Source organism: Deltaproteobacteria bacterium (genome assembly GCA_022340465.1).
Classification (GTDB): domain Bacteria; phylum Desulfobacterota; class Desulfobacteria; order Desulfobacterales; family B30-G6; genus JAJDNW01.
This window is the reverse complement of record JAJDNW010000073.1, coordinates 1-17,748: the sequence shown is the minus strand read 5'-3', so window position 1 is coordinate 17,748 and position 17,748 is coordinate 1. Positions and strand designations below refer to the sequence as shown.

Here is a 17,748-nt window from a genome sequence, read left to right as displayed (position 1 = left end):
CACCGGCCAGTTGCGGTACTCTTTGATCTCTTCGCCGCTCCAGATCACCAGATCGATCTCGTCGGCTTTCAGGCCGGAGTAGTAGAGCGCCTTGCGGGCGGCCTTGATACCCATGGCTACGGTGCCGTCTCCGGGGCCGGGAACATTCTTCTGGTACCATCCCAGCTTGGTACGGATGATCTCGGCGGGCGTATCGCTGTTGGCGGCGATGTAGTCGGCGTCGTGATAGGCTCTGGGGATGTAGGTGGCCAGGCTCAAAATGCCGGCGGTGGGCTGTGTGTCTGTCATAGTTGTTTTCTCGTCCAGTTAGGATTTGTCCGTGTGATTCACGTCCTGTATAATTCAAGGGTCGGGGAGTTTTAGCTTAAAATCCTTGTCATTCCCGCCCCAGCTCAACATCACTCCGGGGCAGGCTCTGCGCGGGAATGACGGAAAAAACACCCCGATGGCTCGTATAATTATGCCTATCAACCCCGGTCATGTGGTTTTCCCTGCTTTAAGACGATCCTGAACAGTTCCGATAATGCCCTTGGGGAAGAAGAATACAACCAGGATGAACAGGATGCCAAAGATCAGCAACCAGCGCTCCATAATGCTGTGCACGAAGTGCAGGTTAGGCATGAGATGCTTGGCCAGGCTCTCGAGATCCGGCAGAAAAGAGTATGCAAGGCGCAGGAACCCGGCCCCTGCCAGGGCACCGTACAGCGTCCCCATACCGCCGATGATCACCATTAAAAGCACGTCCAGCATGATAGGGATCCCCAGCACGGATTCCGGATTGGCATAGCCCACCCACATGACGTAGAGTCCGCCCAGAATGGTGGCTACCAGGCAGCCGAAGCAAATGGAGGTGGCTTTGAAAACGAAGGTCTTGTAGCCGATCGCCTCGGCCCTGGATTCGTTGTCGCGGATGGCCTGAATGGCCCTTCCAAGCGGCGATTGGGTGAAGCGGACCATGAGCAGAAACAGCGCCAGGCAGACGATCAGGATGAAATAGTAGGTAATGATCCTGCCGGATATGTCCACCCCCATGAAGCTGCCCAGGTTAAAGGAAACCTTGAAGATACCGGGTGCGCTCATGATAATGCCGTCTTCGCCCCCGGTGAATCCGCTGAGCTTGGTGGCCAGGATAATGGCGAATTCGGCTATGGCCAGGGTGACCATGGCAAAAAAGATGGCCTGAACCCTGAGGGAAAGGAAGCTGATCAAAAGGGCCAGCGCCGTGGTGATGATGATGGCGATAACGAACCCCAGAAAAAGATAGGCGTAGGTGGAACTGGCGTATTTGCCCAGGATAAGGGCCACGCTGTAAGCGCCGACCCCGAAAAACATCACGTGGCCGAAGGAGAGGATCCCTGTGTAGCCCAGCAGGATGTCAAAGCTGGCCACCAGCGTTGCGAAAATAATGATTTTCAAGCCCAGGTCAACGGACTTGAATGAAGGAAACAGAAAAGGCGTCGCAACGAAAATCGCCAGAATGGCGATTTTCAGATAGAAAGCCGGGTGGATGAAGCGGGCGGATTTCTCCCGGGCGCGGTAAATTTGGATTGGTGTTCGTTTTGCCATGTATGTACCCCTTTATTCTCCTGCGGCAAACAGGCCCGTTGGTTTGATCAGAAGTATAAGGACCATGATCATGATGTTGACCCCGACGGCAACCGGCGGAAGCAGATAGGCCACGTAGTTGTAGGAGAGCCCCACGATCAGGGCTCCCACCAGGGAGCCGGTGATGCTGCCCAACCCGCCGATGATGACAACGATGAAGGCGAAAATGAGGTAGGCGTCCCCCATGTCCGGATAGACCTGCAGGCTGAAAATGGCCATGGCCAATCCGCCAATGGCGGCCAGGGCCGCTCCGGCGGCGAAAACCCCGGTGAATAAGAAGAAAATATTGTGTCCCATGGCCTGAACCATGTCCGGATCTTCCACGCCGGCCCGGACGACTTTTCCCAGCTTCGTCTTTTTGAGGGCGAGCTGAATGAGGACGAAAACCACCAATCCAAGGAGAATGGCATAGATGGGGTACTTCAGGATGATGATGTCGAAAATATTCCAGTTGCCCTGAAATTTCGTGGGGACCGGCATGACTTCGTCGTTGGGTCCCCAGATGATCCGGATGAGTTCACGCAGCACGACCATGCCGCCGAAGGTGATCAGGATCTGAAACAGGTGCGAACCGTACACCTTGCGGACAAGAACCCGTTCCACCACGATGCCCACAATTCCCACAACGACGACGGCAGCCGCTATGGCCATGAAAAAGACCGCGAGGTTCATCACGAGGGAATCGGCTGCCACCATGTTTTCGAAAGTTTTGAATACGCTGAAGGCGACATAGGCTCCCCAGGCAAAACAGACACCGTGGGCGAAGTTGATGACATCCATCAGGCCGAAAATGAGGCTCAGACCCGATGCCACCAGGAATATCATCATTCCCATGGCAACGCCTGCAATGGTGAGGGTCAGATAGGTGGTCATCCCCATCCCCAGCAGAGGAAGCAGAAAGAGGACGACGGTTCCTGCAATCGCCATTTCCCTGCCGTGTTTAGTGATTATCGATTCGTGCATGACAACGCACCTCTTTTTTCTGCACTTAAATTTGAGTCCCGTGCCGCTTGCAGCCCAGGATACATTCAATAGCGATTTGGATTTTTGGCCTTTCGCATGTGAGCGACGCAGTCGCGTTTCATAAAATCGTGGTACACGATTTTATTTCGTAATTCCCAGATAACGGCTCTGCAGTTCTTCGTCTTCGACCAGGTCCTGCATCATGCCGCTGTGGACCACCTGGCCGTCGTCGAGAATGTAGAACTGATCGCCCACCTGGCTGGCCATGTAGAAATTTTGTTCCACCAGGAGAACGACGCTGTGCTGCTTGATCTGATTGATGGCTTGTATCAGGGCGTTGATGATGATGGGCGCCAGTCCTTTGGTGGGCTCGTCGATCAACAAAAGGGATGTCTCGTTGACGATGGCCCGGGCAATGCTCAGCATCTGTTTCTGGCCGCCGCTGAGGTTGCCGGCCTTGGTTTTCCAGAACTCCTTCAGGGCCGTGAACATCTGCAGGATGTCTTCCAGGCGCTTGCGGGTAGCGAGGTCATCCTTCAACATGGCCACCTGCATGTTCTCTTCCACCGTGAGTTCGGAAAAGATGCCCATGTTTTCGGGGACGAAACCGATCCCCATGCGGGCGATCTGGTGGGGCTTCTTCGATTGGATCGGCCGTCCCTTGAAAATGAGTTTCCCCCGGGTGGCGGGAAGCAGCCCCATGATGGTCTTGAGGGTGGTGCTCTTGCCGGCACCGTTGCGTCCCAGGAGTACGGTGACCCCATCGGTCTTGGCTTCAAAAGAGACGCCTTGAAGGATGTGGTGCTGTCCGATGAAGGTGTGGATCCCTTCGGCTTTCAATAGTGTGTCAGTCACGTACCGCACCTCCTCCAAGATAGGCCTCCTGGACCGCCTCACTCTTGTAGATTTCTTCGGGGTTGCCGTCGGCGATCAGGCGGCCCTCCTGAAGCACCATGATGGTGTCGGAGAGCGACATGATCATGTCCATTTTGTGCTCGACGAGCAAGAGGCTTCGATCCCTGCGGCCTTTGATTTTTTCCAGCAGTTCCAGGATGGCGGGGACCTCTTCCCGGCTCATGCCGGCGGTGGGTTCGTCGAGAAAAAGGATCTCAGGCTTCAGTGCCAGCAGGATGGCGATTTCCAGCTTGCGCTTTTCACCGTGGGTCAGCTGTGCCGACTTGGCCTTCCACTTTTCATGCAGCGTGACCTCCTGGAGAATGACGTAGGCTTCGTCTTCGGATTGGCAAAAATGACGGAAGTTTTTCCAGAAGTTGAAGCCGAAACCTTCCCGGGACTGCACGGCGACCCTGACATTTTCCAGTACGGTGAGTTCCGGGAAGATGTTGGTCAGCTGAAAGGAGCGGCCCATGCCCAGTTTGGTCCGCTGGGCGGGTTTCAACTGGGTGACGTCCCTGCCTTTCAAATAGACTTTGCCTTCGGTGGGTTTGTATTGGCCGGTCAGCATGTTGAAAAAGGTCGTTTTACCGGCCCCGTTAGGACCGATGATGGACTTGAGCGTGAACGGCTCCATGCTGAAGTTCACGTGGTCCACGGCGACGTGCCCGCCAAAACGGATGGTCAGATCCCGGGTTTCTATGATCGGGGTTTCGATGATGGGTACGGTATTGTTGTCGCTCATACTGAAAACCTTGTTGTTTGCGGAAATATCAAATCCGATTGCAACCACAAAGACACGCTGGGCACGGGCAATGAAATCTTTGTGCCCTTTGTGTCTTTGTGGTTCCAGGGTAGATCCTTATTTGTTCAGGATCGGGGGCGCCGTTTCCGCGGGGCCCATCACCCGGATCAAATTGGGAACGGCCCACTCCACGTCATCCCTGACGCCCAGTTCGAAGGCGAACATGTTCTGCAGGGCCTGGTGGTCTTCGTTGCGGAAGATCATGGTGCCCTTGGGGGTCATGAACACCATGCCCTCCATGACATCGATGAGCTTTTCGGTGTCGGTGCCGCCGGCCTTGGTGATGGCGGAGACCACGGCGCTGGCCGCTGCAAACCCGCCGCAGGTGAAGAAGTCCGGCGGTCCGTCGAAGCGCGCGTAGTGCTCCTTGACGAACCAGTCGTTCACCGGGTTGTCCGGGTTTTCATAGTAGTAGTAGATGGAACCTTTCATGCCCTTGAGCGGCTTCATGGCTTTCAGGGCTGCCAGGACATTACCGCCACTGGTAATCTCGATGCCGTATTTGTCCAGCCCACTCGCGATCAATTGCGGGATGGGTCCGCCCTTGCCGGCCCAGATGACAAACACGTATTTGGGCGCGGGCTTGTCCTTGAGCGCCTTGATGCACTTTTGGATGGCAGCCGTGAAGTCGGTGGCTTTGGGGTTGGCATACTCTTCGTGAACGATCTTGGCGCCCAGCTTTTCGGCGGCTGTCTTGTAGGCGGCCACACCGTCACGGCCAAAAGCGTAGTCCTGGGCGATAGTCGCAATGCTCACGCCGGGTTTGGCCACTGCAACGGCGTTGCTGATGGCATCCTGGCCCGAGTTGCGGCCGGTCCGGAAAATGTAGCGGTTCCAGTTCTTGCCGGTGATGGAATCGGCGACCGCCGGTTCCACGATCAATATCTTTTTGAATTCCTGGGCGACCGGGAGGCACGCCAGGGCCACGCCGCTGCTGGTGGGTCCCACGGCGATGTCGACCTTGTCGTCGCTGTACAGCTTGGTCAGCAGCATCTTGCCATTGGCGGGTTTGAGCTGGGTGTCCTCGACGATCAGTTCAACATCCCGGCCGAGAATCTTGTTGGTGCCGTTGGTGGCCCACTCCAGTCCCATTTTGAAGCCGGTGACCTCGGCCTTGCCGTAAATTTCATATGGCCCGCTCAACCCCTGAATGATCCCGATCTTGATGGGTCCGGCGGCAAATGCCGGGGATGTCAGGACGAGGCCCGCTACGATGAACATACAAACAATGGTGCTAAACAAGAGACCTTTTTTCATTTTTTCCTCCTTCTGTTGGTTGTTGACAATGCCACGCTATCGGTTAAATCAGTGTTAACCACAAAGGCACAAAGGGCACAAAGTGGTTTTTCTATTCACTGCTTCCGCAATACGGTTTTCAGCACCTTGCCGGCGGCGTTGCGCGGGAGCTGATCGATAAAGGTTATCTGTTTGGGTATCTTGTACTTGGCCAGTCGTTTCTTGAGATGGTCGCCAATCTCCTTTTCATCCAGCAGTTGGTCCGGTTTCAGCACCACGAAGGCCCGGCCGACCTCCCCCCAGCGTTCGTCGGCAATGCCGACCACGGCATTTTCCGCCACCTGCGGCAGTTCGTAGATGGCGTTTTCCACTTCGGCCGGGTAAACGTTTTCACCTCCTGAAATGAACATGTCCTTTTTGCGTTCGACGATGGTCATGTCACCGTCCGGATCCATTCTCGCGAGGTCCCCGGTATGAAACCAGCCCCCGGCGAAAGCCTCCTCGGTTGCCTCCGGCCGGTTCCAGTAGCCCTGCATCAGGTTGGGGCCGCGGATTACCAGTTCACCGACCTGACCGCTGGGAAGTTCACGCATGTTGTCGTCAACGATGCGGGCATCGAGGTGGAACACGGCCCGGCCGATGGAGCCCGCCTTTGAGAGGGCCAATTCTTTTTTCAGGGTGGCAATGCTGGGAGCGGCCTCACTCATACCGAAGCCTTGCTGCAGGGCGATGCCGGCATCGTGGTACTGTTGGACAAGGCTGACCGGCAGCGGCGCGCCGCCGCTCATCACCAGGCGGAGATTTTGGAAACTTTCGGACCTGAAGCCGGGGTGCTGTATCAAGGCAAGAAAAATGGCGGGCACCCCGAAGAAAAGAGAAATGGCTTCCTCCTCCAGCAGTCGAAACGTTTTTTCGGGATCGAAGGTGCGTTGAACGACGGCCGTTCCCCCCACGTAGAGCATGGGAAGCATGAACAGCCCGATGCCGCCGATGTGGAACATGGGCAGCACCACCAGGTTGCGATCCCGGGAGGTGAAATCGATGGCCGTGTAGAGGTTGACGGCATTCCAGAAGCTGGCTCCCTGGGTGAGAATGGCTCCCTTGGGTCTGCCGGTGGTGCCGGCGGTATACATGATGATGTGGGGGGTATCCAGATCGGGCGCTTTCTCGGGTGAAAGTTTCTTGTCGCCACGGTCCGCGAGAAGGGCCTCGTAGTCGTAAAGGCCCGCGTGTGCACCGGCACCGATCGCGACGACCCGCAGCAAAGGTACGCTTTCACGCACCTCCCCGGCCAGCTCCGTCAGCTCGCTGTCGAAGACGAGGGTCTGCGTCCGGCTGTCCTCCAGGATAAAGGCGAGCTCCGGGGCGGTCAGGCGCCAGTTGAGCGGCACGAGGATCAGCCCGAGTTTGGCGGCGGCCATGATCACTTCGATAAATTCCAGCCGGTTGAGGGACAGCATGGCGATGCGGTCTCCATAGTTGAGCCCGAGATCCGTCAGGGCCCCGGCCAGGCGGTCTGTCCGCTGGTTCAGCTGACGATAGGAGAGTCTTCTGCTACCGTCAACGACGGCTTCTTTTTCCGGTGACAGCAGCACGCGCCTTTCCAGCCATGATCCAATGCCGGGTAGTGTCATGGTTGCTCCTCAATATCTAATGTGTTATATTCCCAAATCTGCACGTAGCGTTAAGCGTAAACCTTCCGCATCACCCCCACCATGTTGTTGGCAAAGTTCGTGACGGTGGCCAGCCCCTCCTCGTCTTTATCCGCATCTCTGGCTCCCCCGGTTCCGGCCATACCCACGTTCCAGTAGGTGGAGCCCGGCACGGTAACCCCGTTGAGAAAAAACCAGAGCAGCAGTTGGGAAAAGGCCATGCAGTGGCCGGCCCGCCTGGCCACGGTTACCGGCCCGCCGACTTTCCCCGTAAAAAATTTATCGTTCCAGTAGGCCACGAAAGTGGCTCTGGCAAGCAGCGACATCATCTGGGGAACCACGGAACTCAGGTAGACCGGCGAGCCCAGTATCAGGCCTTCGGCAGCTTTCATTTTGGCGATGATGTCGTCAAAGTCGTCGTTCTTGATCGTGCAACGACCTTTCTCAACGCAGTCGTAGCAACCGTTGCAGGGTTTGATTTCCTTGCCTCTCAAGGATATCAACTCGGTTTCGATCCCCTGGGTTTCCACCACCTTGAGCGCCGTGTCGACGTATTGGAGGGTGTTGCTTTTAGCGCGCAGACTTCCCGCTATTCCGAGAACTTTCATGCTTCCTCCTTTTTTTCCGAGCAGAGGCCGGCGGGCATTTCCACGGTCGTTTCCAGATCTCCCCCCTCCAGTTGCCGGCACATCAGTTGCCTGAAGAACGGTTTTTCGAAACAATGCCGAAAGGCAGCGGTTTCGGCCCGCAGCCCTTTGCTGAAATCGTTGTTCTGTGACGACTTTACAGCCAGTTTGGCCTGGGAAAGGGCGTGCTGCGGGCGTTTCAGGAAAGGCGTCATGAAATCTCTACAGGCGGAGGCCAGTTCGTTTTCCGGAACACAGAGATGGATCAACCCCTCCTGATACGCCTCTTTTCCGGGGTACAGCTTGCCGCTCAGGATCATCTGCATGGCCTTGCCCGTCCCCACCAGTCTCGGCAGCCTTTGGGTCCCGCCGCCGCCGGGGATGAGGCCCACCTTCACTTCCGGGAGGCCGATGCGGGATGTCGCCGTTGCAATGCGGAAATCGCAGGCCAGGGCAAACTCGAAGCCTCCTCCGAAGCAGAGTCCGTCGATGGCCGCGACAAGGATGAGCGGGCTTGCCTCCATGCGGTTGAAAAGGTCCTGAATTTTTTTTGAGAAGGTCCCGGCGCTGTCCGGATCGCATTGCATCATCTCGATGCCGTCGGCGCCGCCGATAAAATAGGTGTTCCCTGCGCCGCTGAAAACAACGACCCTGGCATCCGTTGTTTCGGCCTTGTCCAGCATCTGTATGATTTCGTCCATCAGCCGGGAATCGATGGAATTGCGGTCGCCGGGACGGTTGACGGTGACTTGCTGGAAGTCGCCGTCATGTTCAACGATCAGTCGTGAATACGCGTCGGTCATGATCCCTCGCTAAATTACCAGCCCACCGTTGGGGCTGAACACCTGCCCTGTGAAAAAGCCCGCTTCGTCCGAGGCCAGAAACGACACCAGGGCCGCTATTTCGACCGGTGTCCCCAACCGGCCCTGGGGGGTATTTTTAAGAATGTGTTTCAAAAAGCCTTCCGGCATTTGTTTCAGCATGGGGGTTTCGATATAACCCGGGGCAATGATGTTGACCTGAATGTTGTGCCTGGCGACCTCCTTGGCCAGGGTTCTGCCCAGCATGTTGACCCCGCCTTTGGCCGCGCTGTAGTGAAGGGCGCCGGGCGTCGGGGTCAGGGCGGCTACCGAACTGAACAGGATAATGCGGCCTGACTCGCAGGTTTTCATCCATCGGACCGCTTCCCGGCAACAGAAAAAAACGCCATCCAGATTCACACCCATCATCCGCCGCCATTCATCGTCGCCCATGTCTTCGATGAAGGCGGTGTTTCCCAGGATACCGGCGGCGTGAACCATCAGGTCCAGCCGTTGGGCCTGTTTTTTTATGGTTGAAAAAAGGGCGGTCACGGATGCACTGCTGGAAATGTCCACGTGATAGGCCCTGGCGTCTTCATCCCGGGCTCCCAGAGCGTCAATCCACTCCCGGCACGCTTCCCGGGATAGATCGGCCGCGTGAACCCGATACCCTTCGTGCAGGAGCGCTTCCGCCGCAGCGCGACCCATACCCGAACCACCGCCGATGATCAGTGCATTTTTTTTGTTGGTCAATGGTTAATGGCCCCAGATATGAAATATGAATCACTTGTCAGTTTTATTAAAAGGAAGTCCGTGCATTGTCAAGAAATAAATTTTCGGAACCGATACCAGAAATAAGGTTTATTGCCCGCCGAGAGGTTTATCTTGTTTTGTTGTTTATGGGACCGTAAATTTCATGCGCAAGAATGTGCTGATAACGGTTTACAACTGTAAATGATATGCAGGCAGATTGTTACGATCTTTTCAAAAGTAGCGCAAGAAGATTTATTTTGCCAACCCGAACAGGATCAATTCACGGATATCCTTGAACAGCGAGGGGGGTAGCTCCGGGTTGACCGCACTGCCCCATACAATCCACTTCAAACCGATGAAATGGGAAACCCCCATGAGATAACGGGATAAAAAGACGGCCGGGAATCGCCTGATCTCCCGGCGTGCGATCCCCTTTTCCAAGCCTGCCGCATATCCTTCGGCCAGTTTTTTATAGTACCAGAGACCAAGTTCGTGCCCGATGATTTCGAATTCCGGTACCACCCGGTAAATGGAGCGGTGACGGGTTAAAAAACGGAAGAAGGCCAGCATGCCCATCCACTCGGCATCCCGCCGGTCGAGGTGCGTGCCGACGGTGCGCTGGATTTCGCGCCTGAGATGGCGGTTGATATACTTGACAAAGCCTTCCACCAAGTCAGCTTTGCTTTTAAAATGGACATAGAAAGTGCCCTGGGCGACACCGGCTTGACGGGTGATTTCGGAAATATTGGCGTGGTTGACCCCGTGCGTTCCGAAAACCTTTTCCGCCGCCCTGAGAAGGGCGTGGCGCGTTTTCTGCCCTTTGGTAAGGGGGTGCTTTTCCACGGTGTTCAACGGTGTCGGATCGGGAAGGGTCATTTGTTCCCAGCCGGGGTGCCGCCGCCAGGGGGCCGTCCCCCCGATACCTTTTTTGAGGATATCGGCAATCAGGGTGACGGCCTGGCCGGAATCGAAGTCCGTTTCAGGCTCGCCCCAATCCATGGTGATGAAATCGCAGGTGCCGACAAGCCCGTAGGCCACCATGTTGGGGTCCAGTGGTTTGACGTTGCCCGCGCGAATTTCCTCCCTGAAAAAGTCACGGAAATACCTGACAATGGATTCATAGTACCCGATGGTGACCCGGTCGGTGAGTTCCGATTCACCCAGTATGCGGTGAAAATCGAAATTTTCCTTGGTGTGCAGCAGGCATAAATTGACAATGTTTTTCAGCCTCGCATCGAAACCGGTGCCCGAACGTGCCGTGGCTTGCGCTTTTTCCAGAAAGTCGGCCACGACCTGGTCGGTGAGTTCGATGAACAACTGCTCCTTGTTTTTGAAGTATTGATAAAAGGTCCCCATGGAAAGATCGGCCTGCCTGGTGATTTCGGAAACCGAAGACCCGTAGTAACCGCTTGTTTTGAATACGTTTTGCGCGGCTTCCAGAATGGAGGCACGTGTCTGCATGCCCTTGGAGAGCACCGGTTTGGGCGGATTGTCGTGTGTTGGCTTCATCAGGTCACGGCGAACATGTCAGCACTTTGAAATAACCAAGAAGTGAATCAACTGTCATAATTCTCATATATCAGATTTTTTCCACATGCAACTTAAATTGTTGCCGTAAACGGGGAATGGCCGAAATTCAAATGAGCCAACGATAGATGTATGCCGTCGATGGCTGGGTTTCAGTTTTTGTCATCAGGTCATTTGATATTTGAATTTGTTTAGAATTTTGATATTAGATATTCGTGTTTCCCGTTTATCCGGGTTAGGCAGGAGCAAGACATATGCCGGAAAATCAGAACATACTGATCATCGGAGATGAACCGAGCCTGGCGGAGCAGGTGAGACTGCTGACCGCCTCGTCTCCCATGGAGGTGTATTTGGCGGCAGATTGCCGCGCGGCGCTGGACGAGGCAAGGCGACACGCCATCGACCTCGTTGTGCTGGACCGGTTGACCTGTGCTGCGCGCGGCGGGCAGGGTGCCGCCGATGTGGCCGCCCTTTGTCCGGATGCGCTGTTCCTTCTTATCAACGAGGGCGGTTCCGCACATGGAACGGAAACCAGCGGCGGTGCCGAGGCGGCAGGAACCCGGGATGGGGAACTGCCATTCAGGCTCCACGGGTTTTTACGAAAGCCGTATCGAGCCGAGGAGATCGAGACCGCCGTGCGGAATGCGCTGGAATACAACCGCCTGGTCCATGCCCACAAACGGTCGGAGATTGCCCTTTTGGAAAGCGAGGGGCGGCTGGCAAATATGGGGGCGAACGCCTTGGTGGGCATAGCGATTGTCCAGAACAACCGGGTGGTTTACCAGAACCCCGCCCAACAGGCGATTTTTCGAGACCTGCATGCTCCGTTTTCCCTGGAAGATTTCAGTTGTGTGAATCCCCATGACCTGAAAAAGGTAAAAGAGGTGTATGAAGGCCTGCTGAAGAAAAAAATACGCACGGCGGATTTCAGTTTTAGATTGGTCATGCCGGACCGCGAAAACGGTAAGCCGGTGGCCAAATCAGTCCAGTGCCGGGCGAGCGCCTACCGCCACAAGGGCGAGGAAGCCATCTTGGTGAACATGATGGACGTTACCCATGCCAGAGAATTGGAAGACCTGGTGATGATCAAGGACAAGATGACATCCCTGGGCAGGGTGGCGGCAGGCATTGCCCACGAGATCAGGAACCCGCTGACCGGCATCAACTCCTATCTCTTCACCCTGGAGGATCTCGCATCCGGCGACAGCCTGGCACCCGAGGGTCTCGAATTGATCCGGCGCATCACCTCGCAGATCCAGGTGGCTTCCAACAAGATCGAAACGGTAATCAAGAGGGTTCTGGACTTTTCAAAACCCAGCAAACCGAAAATGGCAATGATCAGGATCAACGACGCCCTCGAAGAAGCCATCGGCCTGTCGGCGGTGGCCGTGCGCAAAAAAGGCATCGCCATAGAAAAGGATCTGCAGGGTTCCCTGCCCCTATGCTACGGCGACACACACCTGATGGAGCAGGTAGCCCTCAACCTGATCAACAACGCCGCCGTTGCCGTGGAAAGGGGGGGGGCGGATAAACGCATCCGTGTCGCTTCATATGCCGCCAAAAACAGGGTGTGTGTGAGCGTGTCGGACTCGGGGCCCGGCATTCCCGAAGACATGGCGGATAAAATTTTCGATCCGTTTTTTACAACCCGGTCCGACGGGTCGGGAATCGGACTCAGCATCGCCCAGAGAATCGTGGTCGATCACGGGGGCACCATTACGGTCGGTCGCAGCGAATGGGACGGTGCGGAATTCGTCGTTGATCTGCCTGTGGAGAAAAGGATGTATCCGCGATGACCGACTACTCGATTTTTATTGTCGATGATGAGGAGGTGGCTAGAGAAGGCGTGTCTCTGGCCCTCAACCGGGAGTACCGGGTCCGGAGCTTCGAATCCGCGGAAGCGGCCATCGACGCTCTGGAGGAGCGTGTGCCGGATCTTGTGCTCATGGACATCGGGCTTCCCGGGATGAGCGGTGTCGAGGCGCTTCAAGCCATGAAATCCCGCTACCCGGACATCGTGGTCATCATGATCACCGCGTTCGAGGATGTCGACACGGTAATCAAGGCCATGAGGCTGGGCGCTTTCGATTACATGGTCAAGCCGCTTAAAATGGAAACACTGCTCGGCAACATCAAAAACGCCCTGGAGACGATTGCCATGCGCAAAGAGATCCAGGGACTGCACGAAAAGGTTCTCAAGGAAAATCTTCCCTGCTTCATCGGTGAGAGCAATGTCGTTCAGGATGTGATGGAAGTGGTCAAAAAGGTCGCGGCCAGCCCGGACACCCCGGTGCTGATTGTCGGGGAAACCGGTACGGGCAAGGAACTGATTGCCAAGGCGATTCACTACCGCAGCCCGCTTTTCAAGGGGCCGCTGGTGAGCATGAACTGCGCCGCCATACCCAAGGAACTCGTCGAAAGCGAGCTTTTCGGATATGAGAAGGGCGCCTTCAGCGGTGCCGACGCCAGGGGGAAGCAGGGGCTCGTGGAGCAGGCGGCTGACGGAACCCTTTTTATGGACGAGGTCGGTGACCTGAGCATGTCCGCCCAGGCAAAACTCCTGCGGTTTTTGGAGGATGGCGAGTACTACCGGGTGGGGGGCACCCGGAAGCGATCCGTGCGGCCCAGGGTGGTTTCGGCTACTAACCGGGGGCTTCCCGGGATGATTTCGGACGGCAATTTCCGGGAGGACCTTTACTTCCGGCTGGCGGTGGTCAAGATCGAGGTGCCTTCCCTCAACGAGCGCCGGGAGGACATCCTGCTGATCGCCAAGCATTTTCTGCTAGAGTTCAACAAAAAGTTCGGCAAGTCGTTCAACCGCATTTCGCTGCCGGCGGAAACGGCCCTGAAGTCCCATGAATGGACCGGCAATGTTCGCGAACTGAAGAACATCATGGAACGCGCGGTTTTGATGGGGGAGGGTGTGGAACTGACGCCGGAGCACCTGAATCTGAGAGGGCGACCGCCGGCGGCACCTGCAACCGCAACGGCATCGGGTGAGGGCGCCATGCCGCGGCTGACTGCCGACGGTGTCGATTTCTCCGCCCTCATGGCTTCCATTGAAAGAAGGTATTTTACAGACGCCCTTGAAATGGCCGGAGGCAACGAGAGCCGTGCGGCCAAGCTGTTGGGCCTATCGCGGGACAAGTTCAGGTATCGCAGAAAAAAATGCCTTGACGATCGATAATCCCTCATCTAATGGGAACGACTTCAATTTTTGATCTCTGTTAAAGGTTAATTCACCTTAAACCTGCTGCGGTTCCCAATCGAAATCCAAATCGCCATCGAAATCGGGAATGGGGCGTTTCGTTTTCGATGGCGATGACGATTTGGATGGCGCTGTTCGATCGGACGACACCCGGTGGCTTGCCGTGAGAAATTTTCATTCCCTGCCCCTGAATCCTTCAAGCCTCCGGTTTTAGCCGAAGGCGGTTGATTTCTGTGCCATTTCCCCCAATTGGGTCATATCCCCCAACCAAATGCGTGAAAAACGCCAGGGCAAATAAAACCGCAGGGGTGTTGCCTTGAGGAATAAATAGTTAACTGACAGTAATAAAAAGAAAATAAGTTATTTTTGAAAATTGGCACACTTTTAGCAAAATAAAATGGCTATCACAAGGAAGAAAAGGCTGAACATGGACCCTTTTGAAACATTGAAAACCAAGAAAACGCTGTTGGTGGACGACGATGGACTCATCCGCGACTCTCTCGACCTGGCCTTTACCAGCCGCGGCTGCACGATCAGAACCGTGGAAAGCGCGGAGGAGGGCATGGAGGCGTTGAAGCGGGAGCACTTCGACATCATCGTCAGCGATTACACGCTTTCCGGGATGAACGGTATGGAGTTTCTCAAAGCCACTGACGCATTCCGGCCGGGCAGCGTTCGTGTTTTGATTTCCGGCAATGTGCAGGCGAACGAACTCGAAGACAAGGGCAACCTGGGCATTCACGAATTTGTGGAAAAGCCGTTTACGGTCCTGGACCTGGCCGGCACACTGGCCGGGCTGATTGCCACAGTCAAAAAGGTTGACAGGTAAACACTTACACTTGAAGAAAAGGCGATTAAAGTTAGAAAGAGGCGGAAAGCATCTCCGGTCGACATGTCGGTGTGGTTCAGCCCTCGAGTGACAGGATTTCCTTTTCCGTGAGATACCGCCAGGATCCTTCGGGGAGGTCGCCCAGGTGGATGCCGGCAACGCGGATTCTTTTCAGACGGGTGACATGGTTGTTTCCCTTCCTGATCATGCGGCGAATCTGCCGGTTTTTGCCCTCCTTGAGCTGAATCGACAGGCGGTGGCTAGACATTTTTTTGACCCTGGCGGGTCTGGTTTTCTCGCCTTGAATGACCATGCCCGCCCGCATGGCGGCAATGGATTTCGATGAGACGGGCCTGGCCGTAGTGACCACATACTCCTTTTCGTGGTCGAATGAGGGATGGAGCAGGCGGTGGTGCAGGGCGCCGTCGTTGGTTAAAAGCAGCAGGCCGGTCGAGTCCTTGTCCAGGCGGCCGATGGGATAGACGCGCTGGGGAATGTCGATAAGATCGGTAACGATGGATGCGTCGTCCTGCGCGCAGGAGGTTACGTAGCCTCTGGGTTTGTTCAGGGCGATGTAGATTCGCTCTTCCTGCCGCCTCAGCTTTTGCCCATCGACTTCCACCCGGTCGTTGGCGGGATCGATTTTGGTCCCCAACTCCGTGACGGTCTGCCCGTTGACCTTGACCCGTCCCTGGGTGATGAACACCTCGCCTTTGCGCCGCGAACAGAACCCGGCCATTGAGAGAAATTTTTGAAGTCTTACTGGTTGCATATTTGCACCCAAGAATTCAAGGATTCCAGGGTTCGAGGATCCAAGTGGAACGGCGATGAGCTGATAGCTGACAGGTCATAGCTCATCGCTTGCTATCAGCTATGGGCTTTTTCCCACCCGACCCCTTGAATCCTCGGTCCCTGGGACCCTGTTTAAATGGAAGGGTCGGGGAGTTTTAGCTTAAAGCCTTTGTCATCCCCGCGAAAGCGGGGAACCAGGGCATATAGCCAATCGCTTTCCGGAATCCCGCCTTCTCGGGGATGACGGAAAAAAATACCCCGACGGATCAGATAACTTGCAAAAAAGCGGCGAAGCCGCGTAAACCGATCGATGCCCCCGGTCATCGACGATGACCGGGAACATCGATTAGGAGCGGTAGTCGGCGTTGATTTTTACGTAGTCGATGGAAAAATCACATGTCAGCACGGAGGCTTCGCCAGGACCGCCGTTGAGATCGATGGTGATAGAAAATTCGGGCAGTTTCAGTACGGTTGTGGCGGCCGCTTCAGCCCGATCGCCGCGGCTCAACCCCTGGGAAACAATCTGTACGTCGTTGAAAAATATGTCCAGGCGGTCCGGGTCCAGCGGTATGCCGGCTCTTCCCGCGGCGGCGGCGATTCTTCCCCAGTTGGCGTCCTGTCCGAAAACGGCGGTTTTAACCAGCGGGGAATTGGCAACGGTTTCGGCAACCGTCCTGGCATCCGCCGATGTCACGGCGCCTCTGACATCGATTTGGACCACCTTGGTGGCTCCTTCGCCGTCCTTGACCAACGCCCGTGCGAGAGTGATCAGGACATCGTCCAGAACCCGCTGAAACGAGGCTTTTAAGGCCGGGGTTTCCAGGGATATGCCGGAAAGGCCGTTGGCCAGAATAAGGGTGGTGTCGTTGGTGCTGGTGTCGCCGTCGATGATGATGGTGTTCAACGAGTTGTTCACGGATGTTACCAGCATCGTTTTGAGACTGCCGGGATCGGCACCGATATCGGTGCACACGAAGCACAGCATGGTGGCCATGTTGGGGGCGATCATGCCCGAGCCTTTGGCCAGACCGACCACATTGAAGGCCTTGCCGGCATGCTCCCCCCGGCGATGAACGAGCTTGGGCACGGTGTCGGTGGTCATCATGGCCCGGGCGCAATCCATGAAACCCTCCGATGACAGCGCTGCAGCCAGTCCGGGTGCGGCCGTCACGATCTTGCCGACGGGCAGCGGCGTACCGATGACGCCGGTAGATGCCACCATGACCTCTTTTTCGTCTATTCCGAGAGCGGCGGACGCGGCTTTCCCCATGGCCAGCGCATCCTGCATGCCCCGGGCGCCGGTACAGCAGTTGGCGTTGCGGCTGTTGGCGATGATCGCCCGGGCGGTCCCGCTTTTGATCCGTTCCATGTCGAGCAGCACGGGCGCCGCCTTGACCCGGTTGGTGGTGAAGACACCGGCGGCAGCGGCGGGTACGTCCGAAAAGATCAACCCCAGGTCTTTTTCTCCATTTTTCTTGAGGCCGGCATGCGTGCCGGCGGCTTTGAACCCTGGACAGGTGATGGGTTGCATGACAGATATTCTCCTATCGCCAATATCGGTGATATCGGGCCCCAATATCTAACGGGTCTTCTACCACAGAACGGTACGACAACGCGACTCCTTGGTTATGCATACAGGTCCGTAGTATAATAGCGACGCGGTCGCTTAGAATAAATTCGTTTCAAGCGAATTTATATGTATATATGAAAGTATTATTTAAAATTCAAGTAAAGCGGCTCTCAAAACCTGCATCAGCAGGAAATCAGGTTTGACAGACTTTAGCGATTGGTCTAACTTTACCCCATAGTTGCATAAACAACATGGCAAAGTGTATATAATGGTCTGTTATTACAATGGATATCAAATAGACAGCGCTACTTTCTGGATGCAACATAAAGTGAATTCTCAGGATTGTGTCTATTTTACCATGTTGTTTACCCTGCGGGAAAGCCTGAGGACTTCAGATTCCGCGTTGCTGAGGGTTCGAAGTAAAACACTACGACTTCACCCTCAGACGCCTTGACTCTGAAGCCCTCAGGCTTTTGCAACGCTGGGGT

The 17,748-nt window shown here is 55.7% G+C and carries 16 protein-coding genes; 3 read left to right on the top strand and 13 right to left on the bottom strand.

Translation table 11 applies throughout. The annotated features are described in order from the left end of the window. The 11 genes from LJE94_11660 to LJE94_11610 all read right to left on the bottom strand — a co-directional run. Positions 1–288, bottom strand: a 288-nt coding sequence (locus tag LJE94_11660; protein ID MCG6910765.1) for a hypothetical protein, incomplete at its 3' end; no start/stop codon positions are given. Positions 289–477: 189 nt separating this feature from the next. Then, on the bottom strand, positions 478–1,566 hold the full coding sequence (locus tag LJE94_11655) for a branched-chain amino acid ABC transporter permease (protein MCG6910764.1): 1,089 nt from the start codon (positions 1,564–1,566) through the stop codon (positions 478–480). Between the two features lie 12 nt (positions 1,567–1,578). Next, positions 1,579–2,568, bottom strand: coding sequence for a branched-chain amino acid ABC transporter permease (locus LJE94_11650; protein ID MCG6910763.1), 990 nt, complete (start codon positions 2,566–2,568; stop codon positions 1,579–1,581). 141 nt (positions 2,569–2,709) lie between these two features. Continuing rightward, entirely contained in the window at positions 2,710–3,423 is a 714-nt protein-coding gene (locus LJE94_11645) for an ABC transporter ATP-binding protein (protein MCG6910762.1), read from the bottom strand. Then, complete coding sequence (locus LJE94_11640; GenBank protein ID MCG6910761.1) at positions 3,416–4,207, bottom strand: ABC transporter ATP-binding protein; 792 nt, start codon at positions 4,205–4,207, stop codon at positions 3,416–3,418. Before LJE94_11640 ends, LJE94_11645 begins: the two co-directional genes overlap by 8 nt. A 117-nt stretch (positions 4,208–4,324) precedes the next feature. Beyond that, the gene (locus LJE94_11635; protein MCG6910760.1) at positions 4,325–5,488 is read right to left on the bottom strand and encodes a substrate-binding domain-containing protein; all 1,164 of its coding nucleotides are present in this window, start codon (positions 5,486–5,488) and stop codon (positions 4,325–4,327) included. A gap of 131 nt (positions 5,489–5,619) precedes the next feature. Beyond that, positions 5,620–7,137, bottom strand: coding sequence for a long-chain fatty acid--CoA ligase (locus LJE94_11630; protein MCG6910759.1), 1,518 nt, complete (start codon positions 7,135–7,137; stop codon positions 5,620–5,622). Between the two features lie 50 nt (positions 7,138–7,187). Next, a complete protein-coding gene (locus tag LJE94_11625) occupies positions 7,188–7,763 on the bottom strand; it encodes a flavodoxin family protein (protein ID MCG6910758.1) in 576 nt (191 codons plus the stop codon). Further along, the gene (locus LJE94_11620; GenBank protein ID MCG6910757.1) at positions 7,760–8,584 is read right to left on the bottom strand and encodes an enoyl-CoA hydratase/isomerase family protein; all 825 of its coding nucleotides are present in this window, start codon (positions 8,582–8,584) and stop codon (positions 7,760–7,762) included. Before LJE94_11620 ends, LJE94_11625 begins: the two co-directional genes overlap by 4 nt. A gap of 9 nt (positions 8,585–8,593) precedes the next feature. Then, on the bottom strand, positions 8,594–9,334 hold the full coding sequence (locus LJE94_11615; GenBank protein ID MCG6910756.1) for an SDR family oxidoreductase: 741 nt from the start codon (positions 9,332–9,334) through the stop codon (positions 8,594–8,596). Positions 9,335–9,586: 252 nt separating this feature from the next. After that, positions 9,587–10,843: a TetR/AcrR family transcriptional regulator gene (locus tag LJE94_11610; protein ID MCG6910755.1), complete on the bottom strand. Its 1,257-nt coding sequence runs from the start codon at positions 10,841–10,843 to the stop codon at positions 9,587–9,589. Positions 10,844–11,115: 272 nt separating this feature from the next. Here LJE94_11610 and LJE94_11605 point away from each other — a divergent pair, with 272 nt between their 5' ends. The 3 genes from LJE94_11605 (at position 11,116) to LJE94_11595 (ending at position 14,898) form a co-directional block, all read left to right on the top strand. Further along, entirely contained in the window at positions 11,116–12,657 is a 1,542-nt protein-coding gene (locus LJE94_11605; GenBank protein ID MCG6910754.1) for a PAS domain-containing sensor histidine kinase, read from the top strand. Further along, complete coding sequence (locus tag LJE94_11600) at positions 12,654–14,048, top strand: sigma-54 dependent transcriptional regulator (GenBank protein MCG6910753.1); 1,395 nt, start codon at positions 12,654–12,656, stop codon at positions 14,046–14,048. Before LJE94_11605 ends, LJE94_11600 begins: the two co-directional genes overlap by 4 nt. A gap of 418 nt (positions 14,049–14,466) precedes the next feature. Continuing rightward, positions 14,467–14,898 carry a response regulator gene (locus LJE94_11595; GenBank protein ID MCG6910752.1) on the top strand — a complete coding sequence of 144 codons (432 nt, stop codon included), beginning with the start codon at positions 14,467–14,469 and terminating at the stop codon, positions 14,896–14,898. A gap of 76 nt (positions 14,899–14,974) precedes the next feature. Here the strand turns inward: LJE94_11595 and LJE94_11590 are convergent, their stop codons facing one another. Beyond that, positions 14,975–15,670 carry an rRNA pseudouridine synthase gene (locus tag LJE94_11590; protein MCG6910751.1) on the bottom strand — a complete coding sequence of 232 codons (696 nt, stop codon included), beginning with the start codon at positions 15,668–15,670 and terminating at the stop codon, positions 14,975–14,977. 366 nt (positions 15,671–16,036) lie between these two features. Beyond that, the gene (gene argJ / locus LJE94_11585) at positions 16,037–17,212 is read right to left on the bottom strand and encodes a bifunctional glutamate N-acetyltransferase/amino-acid acetyltransferase ArgJ (protein ID MCG6910750.1); all 1,176 of its coding nucleotides are present in this window, start codon (positions 17,210–17,212) and stop codon (positions 16,037–16,039) included. Positions 17,213–17,748 lie beyond the last annotated feature (536 nt).

Bases quoted from the DNA above. Each gene is read 5' to 3' on its own strand.
- LJE94_11655 (MCG6910764.1), bottom strand. From the start codon at position 1,566: ATGGCAAAACGAACACCAATCCAAATTTACCGCGCCCGGGAGAAATCC.
- LJE94_11650 (MCG6910763.1), bottom strand. From the start codon at position 2,568: ATGCACGAATCGATAATCACTAAACACGGCAGGGAAATGGCGATTGCA.
- LJE94_11640 (MCG6910761.1), bottom strand. From the start codon at position 4,207: ATGAGCGACAACAATACCGTACCCATCATCGAAACCCCGATCATAGAA.
- LJE94_11635 (MCG6910760.1), bottom strand. From the start codon at position 5,488: ATGTTCATCGTAGCGGGCCTCGTCCTGACATCCCCGGCATTTGCCGCC.
- LJE94_11630 (MCG6910759.1), bottom strand. From the start codon at position 7,137: ATGACACTACCCGGCATTGGATCATGGCTGGAAAGGCGCGTGCTGCTG.
- LJE94_11625 (MCG6910758.1), bottom strand. From the start codon at position 7,763: ATGAAAGTTCTCGGAATAGCGGGAAGTCTGCGCGCTAAAAGCAACACC.
- LJE94_11620 (MCG6910757.1), bottom strand. From the start codon at position 8,584: ATGACCGACGCGTATTCACGACTGATCGTTGAACATGACGGCGACTTC.
- LJE94_11610 (MCG6910755.1), bottom strand. From the start codon at position 10,843: ATGAAGCCAACACACGACAATCCGCCCAAACCGGTGCTCTCCAAGGGC.
- LJE94_11605 (MCG6910754.1), top strand. From the start codon at position 11,116: ATGCCGGAAAATCAGAACATACTGATCATCGGAGATGAACCGAGCCTG.
- LJE94_11600 (MCG6910753.1), top strand. From the start codon at position 12,654: ATGACCGACTACTCGATTTTTATTGTCGATGATGAGGAGGTGGCTAGA.
- LJE94_11595 (MCG6910752.1), top strand. From the start codon at position 14,467: ATGGCTATCACAAGGAAGAAAAGGCTGAACATGGACCCTTTTGAAACA.
- LJE94_11590 (MCG6910751.1), bottom strand. From the start codon at position 15,670: ATGCAACCAGTAAGACTTCAAAAATTTCTCTCAATGGCCGGGTTCTGT.